General features: G+C 67.8%; 20 protein-coding genes. 9 read left to right on the top strand and 11 right to left on the bottom strand.

Annotated features, from left to right (window positions below; genetic code table 11):
• Positions 1-6 precede the first annotated feature (6 nt).
• From kdpB to kdpE, 6 genes are all read left to right on the top strand, one after another.
• Positions 7-2106, top strand: coding sequence for a potassium-transporting ATPase subunit KdpB (kdpB, locus tag ACSFA5_RS18325; protein ID WP_435445479.1), 2100 nt, complete (start codon positions 7-9; stop codon positions 2104-2106).
• 13 nt (positions 2107-2119) lie between these two features.
• Positions 2120-2731 carry a potassium-transporting ATPase subunit KdpC gene (gene kdpC, locus ACSFA5_RS18320; protein WP_435445478.1) on the top strand — a complete coding sequence of 204 codons (612 nt, stop codon included), beginning with the start codon at positions 2120-2122 and terminating at the stop codon, positions 2729-2731.
• Positions 2732-2798: 67 nt separating this feature from the next.
• Positions 2799-3107: a hypothetical protein gene (locus ACSFA5_RS18315; protein ID WP_435445477.1), complete on the top strand. Its 309-nt coding sequence runs from the start codon at positions 2799-2801 to the stop codon at positions 3105-3107.
• Positions 3097-3228 (top strand): hypothetical protein, encoded by a 132-nt coding sequence (locus tag ACSFA5_RS18310; protein WP_435437574.1) that lies wholly within the window; start codon positions 3097-3099, stop codon positions 3226-3228. The genes ACSFA5_RS18315 and ACSFA5_RS18310 overlap by 11 nt, the downstream gene beginning before the upstream one ends.
• Positions 3229-3242: 14 nt before the next feature.
• Entirely contained in the window at positions 3243-6005 is a 2763-nt protein-coding gene (locus tag ACSFA5_RS18305) for a DUF4118 domain-containing protein (protein WP_435445476.1), read from the top strand.
• A 19-nt stretch (positions 6006-6024) separates the two neighbouring features.
• Complete coding sequence (gene kdpE / locus ACSFA5_RS18300; RefSeq protein WP_435445475.1) at positions 6025-6723, top strand: two-component system response regulator KdpE; 699 nt, start codon at positions 6025-6027, stop codon at positions 6721-6723.
• A 193-nt stretch (positions 6724-6916) separates the two neighbouring features.
• Here the strand turns inward: kdpE and ACSFA5_RS18295 are convergent, their stop codons facing one another.
• From ACSFA5_RS18295 to ACSFA5_RS18270, 6 genes are all read right to left on the bottom strand, one after another.
• Complete coding sequence (locus ACSFA5_RS18295; protein ID WP_435445474.1) at positions 6917-8500, bottom strand: ABC transporter permease subunit; 1584 nt, start codon at positions 8498-8500, stop codon at positions 6917-6919.
• A gap of 65 nt (positions 8501-8565) precedes the next feature.
• Positions 8566-9573, bottom strand: coding sequence for an ABC transporter ATP-binding protein (locus ACSFA5_RS18290; protein WP_435445473.1), 1008 nt, complete (start codon positions 9571-9573; stop codon positions 8566-8568).
• On the bottom strand, positions 9570-11783 hold the full coding sequence (locus ACSFA5_RS18285) for a phosphocholine-specific phospholipase C (RefSeq protein WP_435445472.1): 2214 nt from the start codon (positions 11781-11783) through the stop codon (positions 9570-9572). Before ACSFA5_RS18285 ends, ACSFA5_RS18290 begins: the two co-directional genes overlap by 4 nt.
• A gap of 32 nt (positions 11784-11815) precedes the next feature.
• The gene (locus tag ACSFA5_RS18280) at positions 11816-12028 is read right to left on the bottom strand and encodes a hypothetical protein (protein WP_435445471.1); all 213 of its coding nucleotides are present in this window, start codon (positions 12026-12028) and stop codon (positions 11816-11818) included.
• Between the two features lie 39 nt (positions 12029-12067).
• Positions 12068-14068 carry a LamG-like jellyroll fold domain-containing protein gene (locus ACSFA5_RS18275; protein ID WP_435445470.1) on the bottom strand — a complete coding sequence of 667 codons (2001 nt, stop codon included), beginning with the start codon at positions 14066-14068 and terminating at the stop codon, positions 12068-12070.
• Between the two features lie 181 nt (positions 14069-14249).
• Positions 14250-15332, bottom strand: coding sequence for an ABC transporter substrate-binding protein (locus ACSFA5_RS18270; protein ID WP_435445469.1), 1083 nt, complete (start codon positions 15330-15332; stop codon positions 14250-14252).
• 129 nt (positions 15333-15461) lie between these two features.
• Between ACSFA5_RS18270 and hisN the strand changes: the two genes are divergently transcribed.
• From hisN to eutC, 3 genes are all read left to right on the top strand, one after another.
• Positions 15462-16241 (top strand): histidinol-phosphatase, encoded by a 780-nt coding sequence (gene hisN / locus ACSFA5_RS18265; RefSeq protein ID WP_435445468.1) that lies wholly within the window; start codon positions 15462-15464, stop codon positions 16239-16241.
• A gap of 94 nt (positions 16242-16335) precedes the next feature.
• Positions 16336-17730: an ethanolamine ammonia-lyase subunit EutB gene (locus ACSFA5_RS18260; RefSeq protein ID WP_435445467.1), complete on the top strand. Its 1395-nt coding sequence runs from the start codon at positions 16336-16338 to the stop codon at positions 17728-17730.
• On the top strand, positions 17727-18503 hold the full coding sequence (eutC, locus tag ACSFA5_RS18255; RefSeq protein WP_435445466.1) for an ethanolamine ammonia-lyase subunit EutC: 777 nt from the start codon (positions 17727-17729) through the stop codon (positions 18501-18503). The genes ACSFA5_RS18260 and eutC overlap by 4 nt, the downstream gene beginning before the upstream one ends.
• Before the next feature lie 215 nt (positions 18504-18718).
• Here eutC and ACSFA5_RS18250 read toward each other — a convergent pair whose 3' ends face one another.
• From ACSFA5_RS18250 to ACSFA5_RS18230, 5 genes are all read right to left on the bottom strand, one after another.
• Positions 18719-19849, bottom strand: a complete 1131-nt coding sequence (locus tag ACSFA5_RS18250; protein ID WP_435445465.1) for a zinc-binding dehydrogenase — start codon at positions 19847-19849, stop codon at positions 18719-18721.
• A gap of 86 nt (positions 19850-19935) precedes the next feature.
• Positions 19936-20496, bottom strand: coding sequence for a dual specificity protein phosphatase family protein (locus ACSFA5_RS18245; RefSeq protein WP_435445464.1), 561 nt, complete (start codon positions 20494-20496; stop codon positions 19936-19938).
• Entirely contained in the window at positions 20493-20996 is a 504-nt protein-coding gene (locus ACSFA5_RS18240) for a hypothetical protein (RefSeq protein ID WP_435445463.1), read from the bottom strand. The genes ACSFA5_RS18245 and ACSFA5_RS18240 overlap by 4 nt, the downstream gene beginning before the upstream one ends.
• The gene (locus tag ACSFA5_RS18235; RefSeq protein WP_435445462.1) at positions 20993-22168 is read right to left on the bottom strand and encodes an MGDG synthase family glycosyltransferase; all 1176 of its coding nucleotides are present in this window, start codon (positions 22166-22168) and stop codon (positions 20993-20995) included. Before ACSFA5_RS18235 ends, ACSFA5_RS18240 begins: the two co-directional genes overlap by 4 nt.
• Positions 22169-22509: 341 nt before the next feature.
• Positions 22510-23955: a nicotinate phosphoribosyltransferase gene (locus ACSFA5_RS18230; RefSeq protein ID WP_435445461.1), complete on the bottom strand. Its 1446-nt coding sequence runs from the start codon at positions 23953-23955 to the stop codon at positions 22510-22512.
• Position 23956: the final 1 nt, after the last annotated feature.

Genomic DNA, 23956 nt, shown 5'->3' with positions numbered 1-23956 from the left:
CCCACCATGACCGCTACTACCAAGACATCTCTTTCGCTGTTCGACGCAGCGCTGGTCAAGCCCGCCCTGTGGAGCGCCTTCGCCAAGCTCAACCCGCGCACGCAGTGGCGCAACCCGGTGATGTTCATCGTGTACATCGGGAGCATCCTCACGACGATGCTCTGGGTGCACGCGCTGAGCTTCCCGGGCGACACCGGCATGAAGCCCGCCTTCGTGCTGGCCATCACCGTGTGGCTGTGGTTCACCGTGCTGTTCGCCAACTTCGCCGAAGCCCTGGCCGAAGGCCGCAGCAAGGCGCAGGCCGCCTCCCTGCGCGGCCTGCGCAAGGACACCTGGGCCAAGAAGCTGACCGAGCCGCACCATGGCGCGCAGTGGCTGCCTGAACAGGCGCCCAACCTGCGCAAGGGCGACGTCGTGCTGGTGGAAACCGGCGACGTGGTTCCGCTGGACGGCGAAGTCATCGAAGGCGTGGCCTCGGTGGACGAAAGCGCCATCACCGGCGAATCGGCCCCCGTGGTGCGCGAATCGGGCGGCGACTTCTCGGCCGTGACCGGCGGCACCCGCGTGCTGTCCGACTGGCTGGTGGTGCGCGTGTCGGTGAACCCGGGCGAGTCGTTCCTGGACCGCATGATCGGCATGGTCGAGGCCGCCAAGCGCCAGAAGACGCCCAACGAGATCGCGCTGACCATCCTGCTGGTGGCGCTGACGCTGGTGTTCCTGATGGTCACCGTCACGCTGCTGCCGTTCTCGGTGTTCAGCGTGGAGGCCGCCGGCGCGGGCACCGTGGTGTCGCTCACCGCGCTGGTCGCGCTGCTGGTGTGCCTGATTCCGACCACCATCGGCGGGCTGCTGTCGGCCGTGGGCGTGGCCGGCATGAGCCGCATGATGCAGGCCAACGTGATCGCCACCTCGGGCCGCGCGGTGGAAGCCGCCGGCGACGTCGACGTGCTGCTGCTGGACAAGACCGGCACCATCACGCACGGCAACCGCCAGGCCACGTCGTTCCTGCCCGCACCGGGCATCACCAAGGCCCGGCTGGCACGCGCCGCGATGCTCGCCTCGCTGGCCGACGAAACGCCCGAAGGCCGCAGCATCGTCGAGCTGGCCCGCCGCGACGGGCTGGAGGCCGCCGCCGTGGAAGGCGCGCGCTTCGTGCCCTTCACCGCGCAGACCCGCATGAGCGGTGTCGACCTGCCGGCCGCGCCCAACAGCCTGGACACCGACGACGTGCTGCTGCGCAAGGGCGCGGTGGAAGCGGTGCGCCGCTACGTCGAGGCCCTGGGCGGCACCATGGCGCCCGAGGTGCTGCGCGCCGCCGAGGAAGCCTCGCGCCGCGGCAGCACGCCGCTGGCCGTGGCCGAAGGCAACCGCGTGCTCGGCGTGGTCGAGCTGAAGGACATCGTCAAGACCGGCATCAAGGACCGCTTCGCCGAGCTGCGCCGCATGGGCATCAAGACGGTGATGATCACCGGCGACAACAAGCTCACGGCCGCCGCCATCGCCGCGGAAGCCGGCGTGGACGACTTCCTGGCCGAGGCCACGCCCGAGGACAAGCTGGCGCTCATCCGCCAGTACCAGGCCGAAGGCCGCCTGGTGGCCATGACCGGCGACGGCACCAACGACGCCCCCGCGCTCGCGCAGGCCGACGTGGCCGTGGCCATGGGCAGCGGCACGCAGGCCGCCAAGGAGGCCGGCAACATGGTCGACCTGGACTCCAACCCGACCAAGCTGCTCGAGGTGGTGGAAACCGGCAAGGCGCTCTTGATGACGCGCGGCTCGCTCACCACCTTCTCGATTGCGAACGACGTGGCGAAGTACTTCGCGATCATTCCGGCGATCTTCGTGTCGACCTACCCGCAGCTGGGCGCGCTGAACGTGATGCGCCTGGCGAGCCCGTCGTCGGCCATTCTGAGCGCGGTGATCTTCAACGCGCTGGTCATCGTGTTCCTGATTCCGCTGGCACTCAAGGGCGTGCGCTACCGGCCCGTGGGCGCCGCCGCGCTGCTGCGCCGCAACCTGGCCATCTACGGCCTGGGCGGCCTGCTGGTTCCCTTCATCGGCATCAAGCTGATCGACTGGCTGCTCGTTGCAGTCCACCTGGTCTGAGGAGTTCTTCGTCATGAACGACAACAACGGCAATATCTTTCGCCCCGCGCTCGTGCTCTTCGTGCTGATGAGCGCGCTCACCGGCCTGATCTACCCGCTGGCCGTCACCGGCGCCGCGAAAGCGGTGTTCCCCGCGCAGGCCGACGGCAGCCTGATCGTGCTGGACGGCACCACCGTGGGCTCGAAACTCATCGGGCAGAACTTCAGCGACCCGAAGCACTTCTGGGGCCGCCCGTCGGCCACCGCGCCGCAGCCGTACAACGCCAGCGCCTCGGGCGGCTCCAACCAGGGCCCGCTGAACCCGGCGCTGACCGACGCGGTCAAGGGCCGCGTCGAGGCGCTGCGCGCCGCCGATCCGGGCAACACCGCGCCGGTGCCGGTCGACCTGGTCACCACCTCGGGCAGCGGGCTGGACCCCGACATCAGCCCGGCCGCCGCCAAGTACCAGGCGGCACGCGTGGCGCGGGTGCGCGGCGTGCCGCTCGAACAGGTCAACGCGCTGATCGCTAACAACACGCAGGGCCCCACCTGGGGCTTCCTGGGCGAGTCGCGCGTCAACGTGCTGGCGCTGAACATTGCGCTCGACGCTTCTTCCGGTGCCTTCAGTCCTTCGACCCCGCGTTGAGGAGAAACAAAAAATGGCCTATGCCGCCTACCGAGAACACCCCGGCGTGCCGCGAACGCACGCACCCATGAACACCAACAGCACCAGCCCGTTCTACGTGCTCGACGTCACCGTCTGCTGCGCCGACGCCCTGCGCGTGCGCCGCAGCATCGCCGGCTGCCCCGACGCGGGCGTGGTGCGCTGCGAGCCGCTGCTGCACGGCTGCTGCTCGCAGGAAAGCGACGCGCCCTGCGTGCGCCTGATGATCCGCCTGCCGCTGGCGCGCTATGCCGACGTGCTGCACCGCCTGATCGAGTGCGTGCCCTCCGGCGAAATCGGCCGGCTCGTGAGCTGGCGCGAGCACCTCGCGCGCTGCGGCCTGCGCCATGGTCACTGACCTGCTGCTGGCCTTGCTGGCCCTGGCGGCGCTGTTCGTGCCGCTGGGCTTTGCCTGGTGGGTGCTCTCGCGCACCGCGCGGCGCCACGCCGGCCGCCGCAAGGACCGCCCGATGCGATAACCTGCGCGCCACCCATGCACGACGACCGCCCCGACCCCGACGCCCTGATTGCGCAACTGCGCAACGACGAGGCGCGCGCGCAGCGCGGCAAGCTGCGCATCTACTTCGGCGCCAGCGCCGGCGTGGGAAAAACCTGGGCCATGCTGAGCGCCGCGCAGCGTGAGCGCACGGCCGGGCGCGACGTGCTGATCGGCGTCATCGAGACCCACGGCCGCAGCGAAACCGCCGCGCTGCTCGCTGGGCTCGCCGCGCTGCCGCTGCGCGAGCTGGCCTACCGCGGCCGCACCCTGGCCGAGTTCGACCTGGACGCCGCACTGCTGCGCAAGCCCGCCGTGCTGCTGGTCGACGAACTGGCCCACACCAACGCCCCCGGCTCGCGCCATGCCAAGCGCTGGCAGGACGTGCAGGAGCTGCTGGCCGCCGGCATCGAGGTGTGGTCTGCCCTGAACGTGCAGCACCTGGAGAGCCTGAACGGCACGGTCGGCGCCATCACCGGCGTGCGCGTGCACGAGACCGTGCCCGACACCGTGCTGGACGAGGCCGACGAGGTGGTGCTGGTCGACGTCACGCCCGACGAACTCACCGCGCGGCTCGCGGCCGGCAAGGTGTACCTGCCGCAGCAGGCCGAGCGCGCCGCGCAGAACTTCTTCCGCAAGGGCAACCTCATCGCGCTGCGCGAGATTGCGCTGCGCCGCACGGCCGAGCATGTGGAAGACGATGTGCGCGGCTGGCGCGTGGAGCAGTCGGGCGCCGCGGGCAGCGCGAACGGCAACAGCAAGGGCAAGGGCCGCGGCCTGCAGGCCTGGAACACATCGGGCGCCATTCTGGCCTGCGTCGGCCCGCACGAAGGGGCCGCGCAAACGGTGCGCACCGCGGCGCGGCTGGCGGGCCAGCTCAATGTGCGCTGGCATGCCGCGTATGTCGAGACGCCCCGGCTGCAACGCCTGGCCGCGGCGGAGCGCGACCGCATCCTGGCCGTGCTCAAGCTGGCCGAAGAACTGGGCGCGGCCACCGCCGTGCTCACCGGCGCCGACGTGGCCGAGCAGCTGGCCGAACAGGCGCGCCGGCTCAACTGCGCGACGCTGGTGGTGGGGCGCTCGGAGCCGGCCACCGGTTGGCGGCGCTGGTGGCCCGCGGCGGCGCAACCCTTGTCGGGCGCGCTCGCGAAGCACGCACCCGCGCTGGACATCATGGAAGTCGCGCGGGCCGACAGCTCGCGCCGCCTGTCGCGCGCACCCCTGGAGGGCGCGCGCATCGACAGCGACGACCACGAGAAGGCGCCGACCTACTGGCCCGCCTACGCATGGGCGGCAGCCACCAGCATCGCGCTCACGCTGGTCTGCACGCCGCTGGCCAGCGTGCTGGAGCTGTCGAACATCGTCATGCTGTTTTTGCTCGGCGTGGTGGGCGTGGCCATGCGCTTCGGGCGCGGGCCGTCGGCGCTGGCCGCGCTGCTCAACGTGGCGGCCTTCGACTATTTCTTCGTGCCGCCGCGCATGTCCTTCGCCGTGAGCGACGTGCAGTACGTGCTGACCTTCGCGATCATGCTGGGCGTGGGCCTGCTGGTGGGCCAGCTCACGGCGGGCCTGCGCTTCGCAGCGGGCGTATCGACCAGCCGCGAGCGGCGCGCGCGCTCGCTGTTCGAGCTCACGCGCGAGCTTTCCGCCGCGCTCGAAAGCTCGCAGGTGGTCGCGCTCGGCGGCGCCGCGGTGCAAGGCCACTTCGGCGGCCAGGCGCTGGTGCTGGTGACCGACGCGGCCGACCAGCTGCTGCTTCCCGCCGAGCCGCCCGAGGGCTTCGACGCGCAGGTGGCCGACTGGGCCTTTCGCCACGGCCAGCCCGCCGGCCTGGCGACCGCCACGCTCGCCGCGCAGCCCTGGCACTACGTGCCGCTGCAGGCGCCGATGCGCGTGCGCGGCGTGCTGGCGCTGTCGCCCGCGCAGCCGCGCTGGCTGCTCATTCCCGAGCAGGCGCAGCAGCTCGATACGCTGGCGCGGCAGATCGCCATTGCGCTGGAGCGCGTGCACTACGTCGAGGTGGCGCAGCAGGCGGTGGTCGAGATGGAATCGGAGCGCCTGCGCAACGCGCTGCTCGGTGCCATTTCGCACGACGTGCGCACGCCGCTCACCGCGCTCATCGCGCTGGCCGAGTCGCTGCAGACCCTGCCGCCCGACGAACATGCAGCCGCCGCGCGCGCCATCGTCGCGCAGGCGCACGAACTGCATGCGCTGGTCAACAACCTGCTCGACATGGCGCGGCTCGAAAGCGGCATTGCGGGCGGCGCGGTGAACCTGCGGCGCGACTGGCAGTCGGTGGAAGAGGTGGTGGGCTCGGCCATTCGCGCCGCGCGCACTTCGCTCGGCAGCATCGTCGTGCAGACCGCGCTGGCCCCCGAGCTGCCGCTGGTCGAGTTCGATGCGGTGCTGATCGAGCGCGTGCTGGTCAACTTGCTGGAAAACGCCACCAAGTACGGCGCGCCGCCCATCGTGGTCGGTGCGCGGGCCGAGCCCGGCACGCTGGTGCTGACGGTGCGCGACCATGGCCCCGGATTGCCGGCCGCGCTGCTCGGCCATGAACAGAAGCTGTTCGACAAGTTCACGCGCGGCGAAGCCGAGTCCGCCACGCCCGGCGTGGGCCTGGGCCTGGCGATCTGCAAGGCGGTGGTGAGCGCGCACGGCGGCGACATCGCCGCGGGCAATGCACCCGGCGGCGGTGCAGAATTCACCGTCACCTTGCCCCGCCGCGAGCCGCCCGAGTCGGCCGAAGCGCAACTCTGAGCCCAGGCCCCAGCCTCCCATGCCATCGCCCACCGCCATCGTGATCGAAGACGAGCCGCAGATCCGCCGGTTCGTGCGCGGCGCGCTCGAGGCCGAAGGCTGGGTGGTGCACGAGGCCGGCACGCTGCGCGAAGGCCTGGCGGCCGCCGGCACGCGCCAGCCCGACCTGCTGGTGCTGGACCTCGGCCTGCCCGACGGCGACGGCGTGTCGCTGATTCGCGATGTGCGCGGCTGGTCGGCCGTGCCGATCATCGTGCTCTCGGCCCGCACCGACGAGGCCGACAAGATCGCCGCGCTCGATGCCGGCGCCGACGACTACCTCACCAAGCCCTTCGGCACCGGCGAGCTGCTGGCGCGCGTGCGGGCCAACCTGCGGCGCCCGCGTGCCGCAGGCGGCGGCAGCGACGAGCCCGCCGAAGCGGTGTTTCGCTTCGGCGACATCGAGCTGGACCGCGCCGCGCGCATCGTGCGCCGTGCCGGCGCCGAGGTGCACCTGACGCCGACCGAGTACCGCCTGCTGTCGGTGCTGGCCACCAACGCGGGCCGCGTGCTGACGCAGCGCCAGCTGCTGCGCGAGGTATGGGGGCCGTCGCACACCGACCAGAGCCACTACCTGCGCATCTACATGGGGCATCTGCGGCAGAAGCTGGAAGCAGACCCGGCGCAGCCGCGGCATCTGTTGACGGAGACGGCTGTGGGGTATCGGCTGGTGGTGTAGTTCGTCCGGGGTGCGGCGATGTGTGCTGCGTCCTGTCTTGCTGTCTTGCTGTCTTGCTCCCTCTCCCGCTGGCGGGAGAGGGTTGGGGTGAGGGCAGCCCGCTCGCCACGCCAAGCCGCGCCGGGTGCAGATGGCTCACCCGGCTGGCCTGGCCGATCCTGGCGTGGTCGGCAGGTATCGCGAATCGGCGGGGTCAGTGCCGCAGCGCCGAGGGTCTGCGCGTCAACAGGTGCAGCACGATGGCCATGGCGCCGACCACCGCCATGATGCAGGTCGAGAACGCCGCGGCCTGGGAGGTCACGCCGGCTTCGTCCAGTCGCATCACGGTCACCGCGCCGACCGACAGCGAAGGCGTGATCAGAAAGATCACGGCCGACAGCGTGACCATCGAGCGCATGAAGAGAAACACCGCCACGGCCAGCAAGGTGGTGCGCAGCGCGGGCCCGTAGACATCGCCCAGCAGGCGGGCAATGCCACCGCCCAGAACCGTGGCGGCGTCGTCCAGGGCGGTCGGAACGGTGCGCATGCCGGTCATCATGCTGACGAAACCCTGTGTGTGGTGGTGATAGCAGTTGCACAACACCAGGAGCGCAGCCGACCCGTACAGCGCCCCCCAGGGCATGTCGGCGGAGTTGAAGGTGAACACATACGCCAGGCCCAGCACCAGACCCGGAACCGCGACGGGCAACGCACTCAGCAGGCGCGCCGCACGTGCTGCGGCACCAGGCAGCCGCTGCACCCCGAAGGCCAGCAGGAAGAGCATGGCGGTGCCGAAAACAGCCGACGCAAGCGAAACACCGATCGATGTCCACAAGGGGGCATAGCCTCCGGCGATGCCGATGTCGTAGTGCTTGAGCGTCAGGTCGAGCCGGTAGGGCCACAGCCGAATGAAGCTGGCCACCACCACGTTCAGCACCACCGCAAAGATCGAGCCCGCGACCGCCAGCGCCACGCCGAAGAAGGCGGCGTCGCGGCCCGGCCGGCGCCGGGCCAGCGGCGCTTGCGCGGACTCGGCCCCGATGCCGGCCTGCCGCCGGGTGGCCAGATGCTCGACGAACACGGACAGCGCCGCCGGCACGAGCAGCACGATGCCGATCACCGCGCCCAGTCCGAACTTCATCTGGCCATTGACCTGGTTGTAGATTTCCGTGGCCAACACCTGGAAGTCGCCGCCGATCACGACGGCATTGCCGAAGTCGGTGATGGTCACGGTGAAGACGACGAACCCCGCACCCAGCAGGCCGTACCGCATGCCGGGCAGGGTGATGTCGACGAACTGCCGCCAGGGCGTGGCGCCCAGGACCTCGGCGGCGTCGTACTGGCGCGCATCGCCGTGCCGCAGTGCGGCGCGCAGGATCAACACCGCCTGCGGCAAGGCGTACATCACGTCCGCGATCAGGAGCCCCCAGAAGCCGTAGATGTCCACGCGCACCCCCAGCAGCTTGCTGGCGATGCCGTTGCGCCCCAGGAGAAAAATCAAGCCGAGGCCCAGCACCAGCGACGGGGCCAGCACCGGCAGTGCCATGCCGATGGCCGTGAAGCTGCGCCCGGGCATGCAGGTGCGTTCGATGCCGTAGGCCAGCACAAAAGCCAGCAACAGGGTCACGCCCGTCGTGGCGACCCCCAGCGTCATGCTGTTGAACAGGGCGCGCCAGACGCCCGGCGCGTCGAGCAACGCCGCATAGTTGCCCAGCCCGATACCGCCTGCGTCCTGCATCAGGCTGCGCCATGCGATGCCCAGCATGGGCACGCCGAAGAACAGGACGAGCGCAGTCAACGGCAACCAGAGACATGCGCGCAAGAGCCACGCGTCGGCTCTGCGCAGGAGCAACGGTTCGGCCTTCATGCGCGAACCCAGCTGCAGTCTTCGGCGCCGAACGACGGCGCGACCCATTGGCCCGGAACGAGCGATACCGCACTGCTGGTCTCCGCCTGCAGTTCGACTTCGTCGTGCTGCAGGCGGATGCGCTGGATGCTTCCGAGAAAACTCGTGTCCGTCACCTGCCAGACTGCCGGCGCGTCGCCGCCCAGGTGAATTCGCTCGGGCCGCACGCACAGCAGCGCCTGGTCGGCGCTCAGGCCGGCGGGCAGTTCCGGCAGGCGGGGCGCCAGCCGATGTGCCAGTGCCGGCGGCAGCAGGTTGCTGTGCCCCATGAAGTCGGCCACGAAGCGCGTGCGCGGCTGCAGGTAGAGCGTCTGCGGCGGCCCCTGTTGCTCGATGCGCCCCTGGTTCATGCAAACGATCGTGTCAGCCATCGACATGGCTTCTTCCTGGTCGTGCGTCACCATCAGGGTCGGAATGCCGAGCTCGCGCTGCAACGCCCGAAGCTCGTGCCGAAGAGAGGCGCGCACCCTGGCGTCCAGCGCCGACAGCGGCTCGTCGAGCAGCAGCAGCGACGGACTGACGGCCAACGCGCGTGCGATCGCGACCCGTTGCTGTTGGCCGCCGGAAAGCTGCCCCGGATACCGTTGTTCGGCGTCCGGCAGTTTCACGACCGCGAGCAGTTCCGCCACGCGGCGTGCCGTCTCGGCCGCGCCCTGCCCACGGATGCGCAGGCCGTAGCCGACGTTCTGCGCCACGGTCATGTGGGGAAACAGCGAGTACGACTGGAACACGATGCCGAAGCCGCGGTCGCGCGCCGGTATCGCCGCCAGGTCGCGACCGTTGAGCGACGCGCTGCCACCGTCCGCCGCCATCAGGCCCGCGACGATCCGCAGCAAGGTGGTCTTGCCGCAGCCGCTCGGGCCGAGCAGGCACATGAACTCGGCGCTGCCGACTTCGAGTTCGATGCGATCCAGCGCCACGTGCCCGGCAAAGCTCTTGTGAAGATTCTTGATCTGCAGTGTCATGCCGGCTCCGTCATGCCCATGGCCGGGTCGCTCACCGAGTGCCGGCCGGTTTCCACGCGGCCGGCAAAGCGGCGGTAGTAGACCGGATCGGCGTCGCAGGTCACGTCGAAGTCGTACCACTGGCCGCTGGTGGACAGTGCCCACAACTGTTCGGCCGTGGCACCGCCGGCAACGCTGGCCTCCCACGGGCCATCGACGCGGTAGGCCACGGCGCGGATCGTGAATTTGCATCCGCGTTCGCCGCTGTTGAGCATCTGCAGGTGCACGTTGCCGTTGGCGATGTCGTAGCACACGCGCACCTCGGGGTTCGCTGCGCTGGTGCGCAATGCTTCGAGGTTGCCCATGAAATGGCGGTGAAAGCCGTTGGGCCCCAGCACCCACAGGTCGTAGAGGCCGAAGTCGTCGGTGGCTGCTGCCCAGGCGTCGTCCAGTGTCTTGCCAGGCTCCACCATGTAGCGACGCGGCAGGCGCTCCAGGTGGAGCTTGTCGTAGACGTGGAATACCGCTGCTGCCTTGCCGGTGTTCTTGAAGACCAGTCTCATCTGGCCGCTGAGCGCATCGCAGCGCCCGCTCACGTGCAGTTCGTAGGGAAGGGCGCGTGAAGGGCGCGTGCCGGTCGCCTGGCGCGGAAATTGTTGATCGACGGGCAACGCCACCTGTTTCAGTGCTTCCTGGTCTTTGCGCAGTTTTTCGGCATCGCCTTTGCTCATGCGCCCCGCGAGCGTGGGCAATGCCTCGTTGTTGGGGGTGGCGAAGTTGAAGGCGCTCGTGAGGTCGCCGCACACTGCGCGCCGGAAGGGCGAAATGTTCGTCTCCTTCACGCCGAAGCGCGCTTCGATGAAGCGCAGCACCGAGGTGTGGTCGAAAACCTGCGAGTTGACCCAGCCGCCGCGGCTCCAGGGCGACACGATGTACATCGGCACGCGCATGCCCGGCCCGTAGACGCGGCCGTCGGGTCCGGGCTGGCTGATGCTGCCCGGCGGCTTCGGATGCGTGAAGCGCTCGACGGCCAGGTCCGCATCGGGCAGCGTGGTCTTGCCGGCCATCGTGCCATCGAGGTTGAGCGATGGGGCCGCGGGCGAGGGGCAGTGGTCGAAGTAGCCGTCGTTCTCATCGAAGTTGACGAGCAGCACGGTCTTGCTCCACACCTCCGGTACGGCCGTGAGCGCATCCAGCGTTTCCTGGATGTACCAACCGCCCTGCACGGGGCTCGACTTGTCCGGATGTTCGGAATACGCTTCTGGCGCGATGATCCACGACACCTGCGGCAGCTTGCCGTTCTTGATGTCCTGGCGGAACTGCTCGAGGAAGCCACCGTCGGGCATGGTGTTGGCGATGCCCTTGTAGAGCGGGTTGCCGACGTCGTCGCTGGCGGGGTCGTAGGCGGGCGAGGTGGTGTTTGGCGTGCTGCTCACCGGCTTGCCCGAGGCCTCGTTGGCCCGGCGGTACTGCCTGAAGCCCACGAGCGGGTTGTCGGTGAAGTTGTCGGGCATGTTTTGATAGACGATCCAGCTGACCTTGGCTTCCTGCAAGCGCTCGGGGTAGGTCTTCCATTCGTATCCGTTGGCGGAACCCTCGATAACGCTCCATTCGTTGTTGACCGAGGCCACGCCTGCGCCGGTCGGGCCGTTGGTGCCGGTCCAGTGGAACAAGCGGTTCGAGTTGGTGCCCGTGTGCATGCTGCAGTGGTAGCCGTCGCACAGCGTGAAAGCGTTGGCCAGCGCGAACTGGAACGGCACTTCGGCTTCCTTGAAGTAGGCCATCGAAGTCGGTGTCTTTCCCTCCTTCTCTACATCCTTGAATTTGGGCCATTGGACGATGCGGCCGCCGTCCCATGCGTTCTGACCATCGTTCCATGCGTGGTTGTTGCCTTCCCCGCGCTGCGCGTTGCCTTTGCGGCTGTCCAGATGGTGGGGAAGGCGCTCGTCGCCTTTGGCGTCGCTCTGCTGCCAGACAGTCAGGCCCTTGGGCAGCGGAATGGTGAAACGGTCGCCGAAGCCGCGCACGCCCATCAGCGTGCCGAAGTAGTGGTCGAACGAGCGGTTCTCCTGCATCAGGATCACGATGTGCTCGACGTCCTGGATGGTGCCGGTAATGTTGTTGGCCGGAATGGCGAGCGCGCGGCGAATCGCGGGCGGAAAGGCCGAGAGCGCGAGGGCGGCGGCGCTGGTGGTGGCGGTGCCGGTGATGAATCTGCGGCGCGAGTTCATGGTGTTGTCCTGTTGGTTCATGTCAGGGGGGTTCACGGTGCGCAGCGCTTCACGACGGCCACGCCGTCGTCGGCCGGGGTCGGCGCCGCAGGGGAAGGCGTGTTTGTGCCGGTAGCGGGAAGGCCGCCGACGAAGCCGCTGTTGCTGTTGCTGTTGTTGGTGTCGCTGCCGCCACCGCAGGCGGTAAGCGCACAGGCCACGATCAGCGCAGGCACGAGCCGCGCGAGAATGGAAAAAAGTCGCATGGTTGAGTCCTCTCGAGTCTTTGTTGTGTTGCCAGGCGTTCAGCGCGTGAGCGTCGACAAGGGCTTCCCCGACGTGAAGATGCTGGTCAGCTCTGTGTCCGTGAGCGCGCGGTTCCAGATCGCGAAGTCGTTGAAATCCATCGCGCCACGCGGCGACTTGGGGGCCTCGCTCTGGTAGTACCGACCGGTGCCGTCCTCGTTGAGGCCGATGCCGTTCTTCAGGCCGCCGAGATTGGCGATCAACGCGCTCGTGAGATCTTGTTTTTTTGTCTGCTTGCCCCTTACGGGGTCGAACAGATAGCCGGTGAGCTGGGGGGGCGCCTTGTCGATCACCACCGCCAGGTAGGCCCACTGGCCCGCGCTCAGGTTGTAGCCTTTGCTATCGGCCCTTGGTCCAGCAGGGCCGGCCCCCACGTTGAACTGGATTTCGCAACTGCCGAAGAGACCTATGGCGAGGCCCTCGTTAACGCCGCTGGAGTAGTCCTTGTTGGCGATGACAGAGGCGGCGTTCGCTACGCCCTGGCTGCAGGTGGCATCTGTGCGCATCCAGAAGCCGATGGTGTAAGCAGTGACGGCGGCGTTGGTCGCGACGTCGGTGGCCTGCACAAGCCTGTATCCGGCCAGGCCGGTCGCGTTTTTCACCCGGTTGTCCACGCGCAGCGCCCTTGCCTTGCGCGGGCCCAGGAAGCCGTCGTCGACCACCGAGCCGCCGTCGGCATCGGCCGCCCACGGTGCGAGAGTGGAGGCGCTCTCGAAGAAGTCCACGGCCGGCAGTGTGTCGAGCGGGTAGTAGTTCACCAGACCGATGGCCAGCGTGGGTTCGAGCGGGACGGGCTTCACGTAGGCAAGCCGCGCAGTGATGGCCACGCTGGCCTCGCCTGCGACGACGGTGTAGGGGAAGGTGTAGACCCCGTCGGCGGCGGCGACGATGGGGTCGGCATAGGAGGTCGCATCGGCCGGCAGCGTGGCCACCAGCTTGCCGTTGCGCAGCACCTGCACCGGCGCTGTCGCCCCGCCCGAGAGCGTCCACGAAAGTTCGATGCTGGCTTTGTCGGCACCCGCCTCGGCGGAGAGTTCGCGCAGCGACGTTGCGGCTTGCAGCGCCTGTCCGTTGAAGTTGTACGCCTCCGGTGCCGCAAGCGCGTTCAGGTGCCGCAGCACGGTCGGCGCGATGTCGGTCGCCGCGGCGAGCTGCAACAGCGCGGTGTCCGCCGGCGCGGCATTGTCCGCGCCGGGCAATGCCATCAGCGCCTTGTTGCTGGCGATGAAGACGGTCTTGTTGCCGATGAACTGCGTGCCCGAGGCACTGCCGAATTCATCGAGTCCATAGCCGGTGGTGACGATGACGAGCCAGTCTTCCTTGGCATCGTTGGCCGTGCGTTGCGCAATGCGCGCGAGCAGTTGCCCCACAGCGGCTGAAGTGTCGGCGACCGCGCGCTGGTAGGCGTCGCTCTTCAGGCCGTTGCGGGCCGCCGAAACCGGTGCGCCGTACTGTGCAACCAGCAGGTCGTAGCCGGCGTCGATGAGCTGCACCGTTCGCTCGGTCACGCAGGCGTCGGCGCCGGCACAGTCGATGGCGCTGTCCAGCGTGCCAGTCTCGCTGGCGAGCAGGGACGCGTACAGCGGGGTGGCCGTGATCGACGCGGTCTTGTAGTCGGCGTCTTTCTTCTGCTTCGCAAAAGCAAAGACAGAGGGCGAGAGCTTGGCGTCGATGCGTTGATCCTCGGTGTCCCAGCGCACGCCGTGGCGCTGTGCCCAGGTGCCCGTGAGCAGCGTGGCCCAGCCCGGGGCCTCGGTGGTGCGCTGTTCGCTCGACGTGCCGTTGGCGCCGCCGGTCCAGGCGGGTGCGATGCGCAGCGATTGCAGGGCGGGCGCCTTGTTCTGCGCGATGGCGTCGCGCAGTGCCGCATGCGTGAGGCCGTCGATCTCGATGACGAGCGCCTTGGGGCCGCTCTTGCCTTGGTTGGCTGTCGGTGTGGTGCCGCTGCTGTCGGCAGCGGTCGGGCCATTGCCGCCATTGCTCGCGAGTGGCGCGTTCAAGAGCGGGAGAGGTGAGCTGTCGTTCCCCCCGCCGCCCCCGCACGCTGCCAACAAGCACAGCCATGCGACCGCCCCGAAGGCAGCTCCGATTCTGGTTCTCATGATGTTGCTTCCCTGAAATATTTATAGGTATGCGCGCCATCGCTCATGTGAATGAGCGACGCGGTGGAAGAACCAACGGTCAGCGGCCGATGGCTTTTTGCCAGGTCGACAAGATGTCTTCGCGCTCGTTGGCGGAGCGCGCGAAGTCCATGGGGTAGAGCACCTTGCTCAGGTCCGCCGGAAGGCCTGCATTCCTGGCCGCCTTCGATGGCACCGAGCCGGGCGTGGTGACGATTTCCTTGTACTTCGCGTAGAGCGAGGTTGCGTTGGCGGAAAGGGTCCAGTCCAGGAAGCGCTTGGCATCGGTCTTGTTCTTCGACTTGGCCATCAGGCCGGAGGCTTCGAGCTCGTAGCCCGCGCCGTCGCCGGGAATCACCATCTTCACCGGATAGCCCTCTTCGATCGACTGCATGGCAGCGAAGGCGAGCGACGTGCCGATGGCGAACTCTCCCGCGCGGGCCGCCTTGCACGGACGCGAACCCGATTTGATGTACTGGGCCACATTGCCGTCGAGCGCCTTGAGGAACTTCCAGCCTTCGTCCTTGCCTTTGGATTGCAGCAGTGCGGCAATCTGCAGATAACCAGTGCCCGAAGACACCGGGTTGGGCATGACGACCTCGCCTTTGTAAACAGGGTTTGTCAAATCTTTCCAACTTGTTGGCATCGGAAGATTCTTTGCCTTGAGCACTTCGGTATTGACGCAGAAGGCGGCGGCATAGCCGGTCGTTGCAAACCATTTGGCGTCTGCCGCCTTGTTGGCGGGCGCGAGTTTTTCGCTCCCCTTGGCGGGGTAAGGCTCGAGCAGTGCGGTGACGCGCGGGTCCAGCAGATTGGTGAGGGCCCAGCCCCAGATCACGTCGTGCTGCGGATTGGCCGACTCCGCAAGAATGCGCGCGCCCAGGTCGCCGGTGGACAGCCGCAGCACCTTCACGTCGATGTCGGGCATGTCCTTCTTCGCTGCCGCCAGGTAGTCCTTGATCTCGTCTTCTTCCAATGCGGAATAGACAGTGACCATGCCGGCATGCGCGGCGCCGAAAACAAAACTCGCCATCAGGAGGGCGAGAGACAAGCCTTTGCGACCGGTGCGATAAGTCGATGTAAACATGTGAGCTCCTTGATTTGCGGTGAACGGAATTGAGGCGATGTGTGGGAATGGCTTCACCAGAAATGTGCTTGTTTGGGTGATTGTGGAAGTTCCTGTTATTTGCAAGAATCCACGCAAGCACCATTCGTGCCCGAGTTAAAGCCGCGCTCGCGGTTGTGTTTCCAATCCTCTCCAAGACCACGCTTCATGATCGATCGCACCGACTATCTGTCCCTTGCCTGCCGCCTCGCCGATCTCGCCGCGGCGCATTCCGTACCGAACTTCCGTACATCGCTGGACATCGAATTCAAGGACGATGCGAGCCCGGTGACGATGGCGGACCGTGCTGCCGAAGCGGCGATGCGCGAGCTGTTGGGAAGGGAGGTGCCGGACCACGGCATCCTCGGAGAGGAGTACGGCCGCGAGCGTCTGGACGCCGAGCACGTATGGGTTCTGGACCCCATCGACGGCACGAAGAGTTTCATCACCGGATCTCCGTTGTGGGGCACCTTGATTGCCCTCGTGCACCGGGGCGAGCCCACGCTCGGCCTCGTGGACATGCCGATGCTGGGCGAGCGCTGGACCGGACAGAAAGGAGAGGGGGCGCGTCGCAACGGCATGGCCGTGCGCACGCGACAGTGCACGCAATTGGCGCAGGCACGTCTTCTCACGACATCGCCCGACAGCTTTTCTTCTTCGCAGTGGGACGACTTCGAGCGTCTGAGCAAGCGTTGCGCGATGCGCCGTTTCGGCGGCGACTGCTACGGCTATGCACAACTTGCGGGCGGACACATCGATCTGGTTGCCGAGTGCGGGCTCCAGCCTTATGACTACATGGCGCTGGTCGGCGTCGTCGAAGCGGCCGGTGGCGTGATCACCGACTGGGAGGGACGTGCACTTGGCTTCGGGTCCGACGGTCGGGTGCTGGCTGCCGCAACGCGGGCTCTGCATGCGCAGGCCCTCGAGGTGCTGGCGAGCGGGGCGTAAAGCACACGCCGGAGCCTGTGACGCGCACAGACAAGCCGCGTCATCGACCGCCTCGCTACAGACGCAAGGCATGACTGTTAACAACCATTTGAAAATGCGCTATCGCACCACCATTGCCGGGCAGGTCTTCGCCTTCGACGACCTCAGGCAGGTCATGGCCGTGGCCAGCCCCGCGCGTTCGGGCGACTACCTCGCGGGCGTGGGCGCGGCCACCGCGCAGCAGCGCATGGCCGCGCGCCATGTGCTGGCCGACACGCCGCTCAAGCAGTTCCTGACGGAAGCGCTCGTTCCCTACGAGAGCGACAACATCACCCGTCTCATCATCGACAGCCACGATGCGCAGGCCTTCGCGCCGGTGTCGCACCTCACGGTCGGCGACTTTCGCAACTGGCTGCTGTCAGACCAAGCGACCACCGCCACGCTCACCGCGCTCGCACCCGGCCTCACGCCCGAGATGGTGGCGGCCGTGTCCAAGCTGATGCGCAACCAGGACCTGGTGTCGGTCGCGAAGAAGTGCACGGTCGTCACCCGCTTTCGCGACACCATCGGCCTGCGGGGCCACCTGGCCGTGCGCCTGCAGCCCAACCACCCGACCGACGACCTGCGCGGCGTGGCCGCCTCCACGCTCGACGGCCTGCTCTACGGCGCGGGCGATGCGGTGATCGGCCTGAACCCCGCTTCGGACAGCATGCCGGTGCTGGGCCAGTTGCTGCACATGCTCGACGAGGTGATCCAGCGCTTCGAGATTCCCACGCAGAGCTGCGTGCTCACGCACGTGACCAACACGCTCAAACTCGCGGAAGCCGGCGCGCCGGTGGACCTGGTGTTCCAGTCGATCGCAGGCACAGAGAAGGCCAACCTTTCTTTCGGCGTGACGCCCGAGCTGCTCGACGAGGCCTATGCGGCGGCGCTGTCCCTGAAGCGCGGCACCATCGGCAACAACGTCATGTACTTCGAGACAGGACAAGGCAGTGCGCTCTCGGCCAATGCCAACTTCGGCGTCGACCAGCAGACCTGCGAGGTGCGCGCCTATGCGCTGGCGCGGCGCTACAAGCCCTTCCTCATCAACACGGTGGTGGGATTCATCGGGCCGGAGTATCTGTACGACGGCAAGCAGATCATTCGCGCGGGCCTGGAAGATCATTTCTGCGGCAAGCTGCTGGGCCTGCCCATCGGCTGCGACATCTGCTACACCAACCACGCCGAGGCCGACCAGGACGACATGGACACGCTGCTCGTGTTGCTGGGCACGGCGGGCATCAACTTCATCATGGGCATTCCGGGGGCTGACGACGTGATGCTCAACTACCAGAGCACCTCGTTCCACGACGCGCTGTTCATGCGCGAGACGCTGGGCCTGAAGCGCGCGCCCGAGTTCGAGGCCTGGCTGCAGCGCATGCAGATCACCGACGGTGCGGGCCAGCTAGCGCCGCCTTCGTCCAACCGGCTGCTGGCCGGCATGAACGGGCTCGCAGCCCTCGCACCATGAGCGATGCCGTCACACCCGACCCCTGGGCGCAATGGCGCTCGGCCACGCCCGCGCGGCTGGCGCTGGGCCTCGCCGGCGCCGGCATGCCGACCGACGAAACGCTGCGCTTCGGCTGGGCCCATGCGATGGCGCGCGATGCCATCCATGTGGCGCTGGACGTCGATGCGCTCCACGCCGCGCTGACCGCACAGCACTGGCAGGTGGCACGCGCACGCAGCCAAGCGCAGGACCGCACCAGCTATTTGCGCCGGCCCGATCTGGGCCGCCAACTTGACGCAATGGACAGCGAGCGCCTGCGCGATATGCGGCGCTATGGCTGCGACGTTTGCATCGTCATCGGCGACGGCCTCTCCTCGCTGGCGGTGGCAAGGCATTCCGCACCGCTGCTGGCCGCGCTGCGCTCGCAGCTGCCAGCGGACACGCGCTACGCGCCCGTGGTCATCGCCACGCAGGCGCGCGTCGCGCTGGCGGACGAGGTGGGCGAACTGTTCGGCGCCATGCTGTCGGTCATGCTGATCGGCGAGCGGCCGGGCTTGAGTTCGCCAGACAGTCTGGGTATCTATCTGACCTACTCGCCGAAGCGCGGCCTGAACGACGCTGTACGCAACTGCATCTCGAACGTGCGGCCCGAAGGCCTGCCTTACGAGGCCGCCGCGTTCAAGCTCGCGTGGCTGATGCGCGAGTCATTGCGCCGCGGGTTGACAGGCGTAGCGCTCAAGGACGAGAGCGACCTTGCGGTGCTCGAATCGCGTGCCTCGCACCTAAGCGTCTGACGCTCAAGGAAACGATCACCTCTGTCGTTTCTCACTCGCTCACTCCTGCGCGTGCGCTGTCTTCGCGCCGAGCGCAGGCGACCTGGAAGAAATGCGCTGCGCTTGTTCGCCCGCATACCGGGCGCCTTCCCTGTAGGCCAGAGCCCAGAGCCCAGAGCCCAGAGGCCAGAGGCCAGAGGCCAGAGGCCAGAGGCCAGAGGCCAGAGGCCAGAGCCTCAGCCAGCCAACCCCTTGTTCGGATTCAGCAAGAACTTCTCCCCCGTCGCCTGCTTGCCATACACCCCGATCGCGTCGAGCTGCAGCATCTCGACCAGCGACACCTCGCGCGTGTACTTGCTGGCGAACGTCGTCTTCAGTTCGGCCACCACGCGCGCCTTCAAACGCTGCGTGCCTTCATCGCCGAGCTTGCCGAGAAACGGGAACAGCAGCCACCCGCCCATGCCCCACGCCATGCCGAAGTTGCGCACGAACTCCGTCGGGCTGCGGTCCAGGCCGCCGTAGATGTACACCTGCTTGTGCGTGGTCGAGCCGTAGCGGCTGTATTCCTTGGCGGTGCGGTTGATGGCCGCTTCCATGCAGCCGAGGATCTGCCCCGCCAGCTTGCCGCCGCCGGTGGCGTCGAAGGCCAGCGTGGCGCCGGTCTCCACCAGCGCCTGCGTCAGGTCTTCGATGAACGTGGGCGAGCTTGCGTTGCACACGTACTTCGCACCCATCCCGCGCAGCAGGTCTTCCTGCTCCTGCTTGCGCACGATGTTCACCAGCGCAATGCCGTCCTTCTGGCAGATCTTGTTGAGCATCTGCCCCAGGTTGGACGCGGCCGCCGTGTGCACCAGCGCCTTGTGGCCCTCCATGCGCATCGTCTCCACCATGCTCAGCGACGTGAGCGGGTTGACGAAGCACGAAGCGCCTTCGGCCGGCGTGGTGCCCTCGGGCAACACCATGCATTGCGCGGCGGCAAGGCTGCGGTACTGCGCGTACATCGCGCCGCCGATGGCCGCCACGGTCTTGCCCAGCAGCGCCTGCGCGGCCGGCGACGAGCCGGCCTTCACCACCACGCCCGCGCCCTCGTTGCCCACGGGCATCGACTCGTCGAGCCGCGCGGCCATGGCGGGCCGGGCGCGTTCGGGCACGGTGGCGGTCACGACCGGGCGGTCGGGCGTGCCCGAGGCCTTGGCGGTGCCCATGTCGGCCGCGCCGAACAGCAGGCCCAGGTCGGACGGATTGAGCGGCGACGCCTCCACGCGGATCACCACTTCATGGGCCTGCGGTTCGGGAATCGGGTCGTCGTGCAGCGAGAGTTCGAGTTCGCCGTTGGCGCGAACGAGGGAGCGGATTTGCAGTGCCATGGAGGAAGCCTTCGCAGGGGTTCGGAGATGGCCTGGGGCCACGGGGCGGCCAGTATAGGAGCGGGGTGCGAAAGCTGCAGGCGCCTTCAGGACAGCACCGGAACCGCCGGGGCATGCGCCAGCGCATGGCGCATCTTCACAGGGTCGAGCCGCTCGATGTAGCGCGGAATGTTGCGCCACAGCGTGTGGTAGCCGTAGCCGCCGCGCAGCATCTCTTGGCGTGCGCTCTCCTTGTCCCAGTCCTGCACCGCCATGCGGTACACCGCCGCCACCACGCCGGTGCGGTCGGCGCCGTGCATGCAGTGGATGAGCACCGGGCCGTGCTTCTCGGCGTCGCGAATGGCGCTGAGCGCGCGCAGCACCTTGGCGTCGTCGATGGACCAGGTGTTGATCGGCACGCGCACCAGCCGGATGCCCGAGCCTGCGAACACCTTCTTGTCGTCGTTGAACGAGCGCAGGCTCACCACCGTGCGAATGCCGAGCTGCTGCAGCGCTGCCATGTCGGCGCGCCGAGGCTGCGCGCTGCGGTACAGCGTGGGCGTGATGCGGTGCAGGTTCTCGACCTGCAGTTCGTCCAGCGCGTCGGCCCAGTGGCCGGGGCGCGGGGCCATGGGTTGCTTGTCGTCCGGCTTGCGTGTCCTGCTCATGGCTTGCGCCGCCAGTGCCGCACGACCAGTATCAGCAGCGCCACAGCAAGCCCGCCCCAGTAGTCGACCGGTGCGCCCCACAGCCAGTGCTTGTGCCAGAACGCATCGACCGGGTTGAAGCGCGCCCAGCCGAAGGCCGGGTTGATGAGAAACCACAGAAAGTCTTCGCAGACCCAGAACACGATGAGGCCGGCCACCGCCAGCCCCACGTTGCGCCACGTCCAGTGGCCGTTGAAGGCCAGCGGCGAGAAGAACACCAGCGCCATGAAGGTGAACACCCACGCGTGGTAGCCGGTCATGGCGCGGCCGCCCCAGAACAGGTCGAGCCAGATGCTGTTCTCGATGCGCCAGGTCGGCAGCGACGTGGCCCAGCCCGCGCCGCCTTCGATCTGGATCTCGGCGTTGGCGAAGAAGAAGGCCATGACGACCACCCACGCGAGATAGCCGAGCGTGCGGGCGATGCCGGTCTTTTCGGTGACGACGTTCGTGCGGCCGCTCATGCCGCGGTTTCCGTCGTTGCGCCCAGCACGTGCTGCAGCACCGCGCGCGCGGCCTGCGGCTTGCCCAGCGCGCGGCTGCGCGCGGCCATGGTCGCGAGCTTGGCCGCATCGGCCATCAGGCGCGCGACCTTGTAGTCCAGCCCGATGGCGTCGTACGCGAGCCAGGCCGCGCCTTCTTCCATCAGGAAGCCGGCGTTGTGTTCTTCCTGCCCGGGAATGGGCGAGATCAGCAGCATCGGCTTGCCCAGCGCCAGGCATTCGGACACCGTGAGCCCGCCGGGCTTGGTGACCACCAGGTCGGCCGCGGCCATGAGCTTGTGCATCTCGTTGGTGAAGCCGATGGCCACCATGCGGCCCGGGAAGCGTTTGGCCAGCGCTTCGAGCCTGGCGTGGGTGTCCACGTTGCGGCCCGCCACCGCGATCACCTGGAAGTTGCCTTCTTTCCCGCCATGGCCGTCCTTGCCGCCCAGGCCGAGCACGCGCTCGACCATGCTCGCCAGATCGCCCACGCCCGCGCCGCCCGACGCCATCAGCAGCACCGGCCGCGCGGGGTCCAGGCCGAGTTCGCTCACGCAGGCGTTGCGCGCCAGCGCCGGCACATCGGGCTCGGCGAACGCGGGCATCACCGGAATGCCCGTCACATGGATGCGGTCCGCCGGAATGCCGCGTGCCCGCAGGCGAAACGCGACCTCTTCGGTCGCTGCAAGGTAGCCCGTCATGCCCGGCACCAGCCACATGTTGTGCAGGTCGTAGTCGGTGATCTGCAACCACACCGGGTAGTCGATGCGCCCGCGGTTGCGTTCGCGCATCAGCAGTTCGGCCGGCAGAAAGTGCGTGCAGATGACGGCGTCGGGTTGCTCGCGGCGAATTTCCTTCACCAGCGCCCCGGTGCTGAGCCGCTCGATGCCACGGCGCAGGCGCTGCGAGGGCGCGTGGTGCGGCGTGCTGTCGGTGCGCTGGTGCAGGTACGACCAGAGGTCGGGCGCGCGGTTCACGAGCTGGATGTACCAGTCCGTGTACACCTTGCGAAAGCCGCCGGCCACGTGGGCCATGGCGTCGATGTGGACCGCCGTGCAGGGCGGGGAAAGGGTCTGGGCGGTGGCGGCGAGCGCCTGTGCTGCACGCACATGGCCGTTGCCGGCGCTCACGCTGAGGATCAGGAGTTTGGTCATGAAATCTAAGAGCTGCGCGGATTATGGCGATGCCGTGTGGCACGGGGCTTGGTCCGATGTCGTCGTTCATGGCGCGGTCACGCCGACGCGGTACCCCTTTTCTCGAATGTCCCCCGGCCTGCGGCCTCCTCCTTTATTTCGCGAAAAGGGGCACCGCATCGGCGTGACCGTTGTCAGCAGCGCTTGTTGATCGGCTGCAAACCGACAGCGTGCCCAGGTGAACAGGGCGTCGGGTGCTCCCCGCAGCGAAATAAAGGAGGAGGGGCGCAGCCCCGGGGGACATTCGCGGAGGGGAGTACCCGGCGGCCTGTTCACACGCCCCTGAATGACGCAAGCTCTCCTCAGAGCGGCGCGCGCGAGGTGACGAACTGACTCACCCCTGCGGCAGCCCTTTCGCGAATGGCCTCGAATGTGGTGTTCTCCACTATGCGCCCGTTCTCGAACACGGTTTGCAGCAGGTCGCTCTGCCCCGCAGCCAGCGTCTCTTCACGCACCGTGGTCTCGACACCACTTGAACCACGCACCAGCGCAAGCCGCCCCTTCTTCGACGCCTTGCTCACGTCCCCCACCGGCGACTTGTACACATCGCGCCACTCGCCGTTCACCTGCATCGCCGAGCACTTCATCGCCCACTGCATCGTGTCGCGATTGACCTGTTGCAGCAACCCGCCGCCCATGCCGAAGGAAATGTTCTCGGTAGAAAAACCGTTGTGGAAAAAGTTCGACAGGCACAACCGCAGCGAATCCAGATTCACCCCGTCGCCCTGGATGATGCGCACGTTGTTCAGCACCCTGAAACCCTTGGCATTCGTCGTCGTGCCGAAACGCTCGGCCAGGATCTGCGCCACCTTCAGCGTCGTTTCCGCCGGGTCGCCCGAGTCGGGTCGCACCACCAGCGTAGCCCCCGAGGCCACCACCTTCGCCTTCAGCTCGCCGCCCCAGATGCGCGCGCAGGCATTGAAGATGTCGTAGCTGTCGCTCACCACCGCGAAGGTCGCGCCCGGCTTGCCGAACTGGTCGACCATGTTGCTGTAAGCGTCGGCCTCATGGTCGCGGCCCCAGCCCGTGATGGTGCTGTGCTCGGCCGCGGGAATCGAGAAGCCCGCCACGTCGCAGTCGTAGTACCGGCGCGCCGCCATTAAGGCCGCCAGCGTGTCCGTGCCCATGAAGTTGACCAGGTGGGCCATGCCGCCCAGCGCGGCCGATTCCAGGCTCGACACGCCGCGCGCGCCGAAGTCGTGCAGCCTGAACGCGATCTGCCCTTGCGGGTCGTCGCAGGTGGCTTCCAGGTAGCGCAGCAGCGTGGTGCGCGCCGCGGCCGACAGCGTGGCCACCGTGGTCGGGTACCAGATGGCGCGCAGCAGCTCGGTCTCCAGGAAGCTCGTGACCCAGAAGAACTCGGGATCGGTGTTCTCGATGGTCGCGAGCACGTTGTGCACCGGCGTCACGCTGCCCTCGGGCACCGCGCGGATGCGCACCGGCATCAGCCCGCCGTGCTTCTCGATCAGCCGCAGCCACCCTTCGCGGTTGAAGGGCTCGCCGTGCACCGCCATGAGCGCGCCGGCTTCGTCGACATCGGCCAGCGTCACCGGCGTCTGCAGGTATTCGCGCAGGTAGGCCTGCAGGCCGAAGAACAGCGAGTGGCTGAAGATGCCGCCGCGCGACTCGATGTAGCTGTACACCGTCTGCGTGCCCGGCGGGTACTGCATCCAGTGCGACACCTTGTAGGAGTCGGTGCGAAGCAGCAGGTTGGAGCCTAGAGGCGAGGAGGTGAGGTTGCGGTTCATT

The sequence above is a fragment of the Variovorax monticola genome (assembly GCF_051216855.1).
Classification (GTDB): Bacteria; Pseudomonadota; Gammaproteobacteria; order Burkholderiales; family Burkholderiaceae_C; genus Variovorax.
This window is presented reverse-complemented; position numbering and strand designations above follow the sequence as displayed.